The sequence below is a fragment of the Dielma fastidiosa genome, assembly GCF_000313565.1.
Classification (GTDB): Bacteria; Bacillota_I; Bacilli_A; order Erysipelotrichales; family Erysipelotrichaceae; genus Dielma; species Dielma fastidiosa.
On record NZ_HE578941.1, the window covers coordinates 1 to 3,640 of the forward strand.

Here is a 3,640-nt window from a genome sequence, read left to right on the forward strand (position 1 = left end):
AACTTTGCTGCCATTTACGTAATCACCTTGTTTAATTTTCATCATCTTCACCCCAATCTAGCCTTTGTCCGCAAAACTCACACAGCTCTTGATTCCCTGCGTCTATTGCTTTATAACATGCTGGACATAGTGGTATATCATCATATGTCCATAACACCTTTATAGGTGTAGCGTGCTCGACAAGTTCAAAGTGCTCAGCGATTAATTTATCTATCAATCCGATTGCTTCTACCGCTTCATGCGTTGTTGGCGTATATTCATTATTAGTAAACGCGTATTCGCTGATTATTTCCACAGCTTTTTTACATTCTTTTTTATTCATCTACCTCACTCCTGTCTAACTTCTGCCCGCAATTTGAGCAGTATTCGAATGTATTATCATACTCATAATCGTATACCTCGTAACCATTACAAGTTGGACAACGATAACCCCATTCAGCACGATATGGCTTTTTGGGGGTAGCTTTATCAACTAATTCTTGCAATATTTTATAATTTTCATTTAAAGTATTTTTATCAATGTCTTTAAATGTGTTTTGTTCACAAAATATGTTCAATGCTTCTTGATATTTATTCATTATTTGTCTCCTATCTTTTAATCATCATTGCAAACATCATTTGCATAAATCTGAAAATAATCAACACCTGTTTCTCCAGTATCTGAAAATTTCTGACCATTGGGAAGGTTGTATGTCACACGTCTTGCCATTTCAATGACGATTTCGCCTATTCCTCCTTGATCTACACCTGTATCACTGTCAAGTTTTACTTCTAGCTCATCAGGTACACCTTCAAGTGCTTTTCTTAATTCTTTGACTGTTAAAGATTTATTCATCACCAATCACCTCTTTAAACATGACTGCCCTAACAACTTCATAGACTTGTATTTCCTTGTTTTTAAACGGAAATTGATTGCAATGAGGGCAACGGATAGTGCTCGTCATTTCTTCTTCATCAAGTTCGTACCCTGTCCAGTTTTTATCAATTTCTAAAACAACTGCGTCAACTTCTTTTTCTTCAAACCATGCTTTATCAAAACTATCTGAACCATCATAATTGAAAGAATTGACTTCAATATATTCTAATTCCTTTCCGCATTTTTCACATTTCATTTTTATTATTTCCTTTCCATTCACCTAGAATGGCAAATCATCCTCTTGTATATTTAACGTCTCGCCACCAAAGTCATCATAGCTGGACTGACTGCCTTGTGCATAACCGCTGTTATTAGCTGGTGCAGATGCTTGATATGCGCTTTGACTCTCACTATTGCTTCTTACTAAAGTTTGAACACTGTCACAGACAATCTCAGTTACATAAACCTTATGCCCGCTCTTATCATCATAATTGCGCGTCTGAATTCTTCCTTCAACACCCAGCAGAGTACCTTTTTTCACATAGTTAGCCATGTAGTCAGCAGTCTGTCTCCATGCAACACAGTTGATAAAGTCAGCTTGCTGCTCTTGATCTTTTGATACTCTGCGATTTACCGCCAACGTAAATGATACAGTCGAAAGCCCTGATTGAGTCTTTCTTAATTCCGGGTCTTTGGTTATGCGACCCACTAATACAACTCGGTTAATCATGTTGTATACTCCTACTTAAAGCATTTATGTACTTTCCGATTTTCCATTTCATTTTTGATACTTTAACTTTTTTTATTTTGGCTGCTGCGATAATAAATGTAGCTGCCATGCACATTGCTTCGTGTGCTGTAAATTGGTCTTCTGATTTAATGTCAATATCACTGTTATCATTGACCTTTATGGTAATTTCTCTGTTCATGTTTTCCCACTTTCTAATATCCTGTCAGCTGATATTTCTTTTCCCACTGGCGTACAAACTCACTAACTTCAGGCACTGGTGCGGAGTTATGATTTCCTCTTATTTGCACAATTCGCTTACCCTTTAGTTCAAGCGTGTAGTAAGGTTTTTCTTTTTCATCGCTTCGTCTGATCAGCATTATGCCTGTTTCCCCGTCGGCCACTCTTTTTGCATACGTTCTGACACAGTGATTCAGACTTTTGCTTTCTTGTACTAATTCTGAATTGCTTGTTGCTGGGAAGATAGATAATTGATCGCTGCTATATATGTATTTAGATAATTTCGCAGCTTGATTTGCAATTCCTTTATTCACCAACTCATCTTTAAGCTCATTGACTCTCTTGTACGCTTCATCATAGCTTTTTTTAATATCCTTTGGATATAAATATTTAGGTTCATTTAACGGCACCCCGATTTCCTCTGCAAATTTCAGATAGTCATTATACAAATGTGCTTGGCTGCCTAAGTTATTTACAAATACAGCAGTTTTAAAATTAAGGTGTCTGTTTATATATTTGTTTCGCTGACTGTATACTTTACGTATTTCTTTGATTTTTTCAAAATCATTAAGTTTATATTTTCTGATCAGTCTTATGTCCGTGTAATCTAATTGATGCATATACGGTTTCCAATACTCATTAAAACCGAAAATCTCCTCAAACGTTTTACCGTCTAAGACAAATAAGTAAGCATATCTCACTAAGTTTGACCAGCCGGCTTTTACCAATAATTCAATTTTTGGATATTTACGATAAATGCAGATGTATTCATAGAAACACAAGCCACTTCGATTTAACGGATGGTAATAGCAGCAGTAAGGAATATTCAATTTTTCTATCCATTCCTCGCAATTAAACAGATTATCATAATCGCAGAACCACCAGTTACTACTTGAAGCTGTATATAAATTACCACTCTTAAACCAGTTAACATCCCAAAAATTATTACCAAAGAAATCCACTACTCTTCCAGCTAACGGTCTATTCTCAATGTCATTCAAGATAACTTGTGAACAGCCTTCAAGACGTCTGCACACTTCCTTTATTTCTCCGTATGGATTAAAAGCAAACGTCCTTAGCAATAGACGACCATGCCACATTTCAAGTGTATTAATATACCATTGCCTTCTGCTGCCAAGACTGTTCATGTGATCTTTTACAAATCGCATTAATCCTTTAGGTACTTTCAGCTTCAATTTGGATAATTGCTTCAACAATTTAATTTCTTCTTTTTTCATAGCTATACCTCAAATAGATTCAGCTGAATTGTATCGCTTATTTTTTCCTTTTTAGCTTTTGCTTTCATCGGCTTCACTTTGCATTGTGGTTCACATTCAGCCTTTACATTAACTTTTGCATTTACCTTAGCAATCTTAATATCATCTTCGTCATAATAATGCACAGCCCAGCCAAATACAGTTTCATCATCAATAACCGCACAATTACCTGTCTTGCGTTTTGATGCTTCACCAATAATGTATTTAAACATCTCGTCTAATGACTTTTTAGGATTTTCAAGTTTATCTTTTAGATCATCCCTATTCTGTAAATATTCAGCAATGCATTTGATTGCAGCATTTTTGCAATCATTCAGTTGATCCGTAAATGCCATTAAAAGCACCTCCAGTTTCTTTTATTCGCACATACCCCAGCAGCTCTAACTGATGCCTATACCCTGTCGGATGAGTTGCATACTTACTTAATGGCTCAACCACCTCGGTAGTTGCACCTGTACTTTTGTCATACCGCTCTGTTACTATCTCATCACTGTTACTACCAAAGTGCTTTGTAATTATGCAAGCATAGTTTTCTTTACG

At 36.0% G+C, this 3,640-nt stretch carries 9 protein-coding genes; all 9 read right to left on the reverse strand.

What is annotated here, in order from left to right; translation table 11 throughout:
- Positions 1-31 precede the first annotated feature (31 nt).
- Positions 32-322 (reverse strand): hypothetical protein, encoded by a 291-nt coding sequence (locus tag DAHG_RS18035; RefSeq protein WP_022939739.1) that lies wholly within the window; start codon positions 320-322, stop codon positions 32-34.
- A complete protein-coding gene (locus DAHG_RS18040; RefSeq protein ID WP_022939740.1) occupies positions 315-578 on the reverse strand; it encodes a hypothetical protein in 264 nt (87 codons plus the stop codon). Before DAHG_RS18040 ends, DAHG_RS18035 begins: the two co-directional genes overlap by 8 nt.
- A gap of 17 nt (positions 579-595) precedes the next feature.
- Positions 596-835 carry a hypothetical protein gene (locus tag DAHG_RS18045; protein ID WP_022939741.1) on the reverse strand — a complete coding sequence of 80 codons (240 nt, stop codon included), beginning with the start codon at positions 833-835 and terminating at the stop codon, positions 596-598.
- Complete coding sequence (locus tag DAHG_RS18050) at positions 828-1,112, reverse strand: hypothetical protein (protein ID WP_022939742.1); 285 nt, start codon at positions 1,110-1,112, stop codon at positions 828-830. The genes DAHG_RS18045 and DAHG_RS18050 overlap by 8 nt, the downstream gene beginning before the upstream one ends.
- A 24-nt stretch (positions 1,113-1,136) precedes the next feature.
- A complete protein-coding gene (gene ssb / locus DAHG_RS18055; protein WP_022939743.1) occupies positions 1,137-1,586 on the reverse strand; it encodes a single-stranded DNA-binding protein in 450 nt (149 codons plus the stop codon).
- Positions 1,579-1,785: a hypothetical protein gene (locus DAHG_RS18060; protein WP_022939744.1), complete on the reverse strand. Its 207-nt coding sequence runs from the start codon at positions 1,783-1,785 to the stop codon at positions 1,579-1,581. Before DAHG_RS18060 ends, ssb begins: the two co-directional genes overlap by 8 nt.
- Positions 1,786-1,798: 13 nt before the next feature.
- Complete coding sequence (locus DAHG_RS18065) at positions 1,799-3,061, reverse strand: PcfJ domain-containing protein (protein WP_022939745.1); 1,263 nt, start codon at positions 3,059-3,061, stop codon at positions 1,799-1,801.
- 2 nt (positions 3,062-3,063) lie between these two features.
- Positions 3,064-3,435: a Cas9 inhibitor AcrIIA9 family protein gene (locus tag DAHG_RS20755; RefSeq protein ID WP_022939746.1), complete on the reverse strand. Its 372-nt coding sequence runs from the start codon at positions 3,433-3,435 to the stop codon at positions 3,064-3,066.
- Positions 3,410-3,640 (reverse strand): hypothetical protein (locus DAHG_RS21785; RefSeq protein ID WP_026881076.1); only part of this gene is annotated, 231 nt, incomplete at its 5' end. The genes DAHG_RS20755 and DAHG_RS21785, both read right to left, overlap by 26 nt.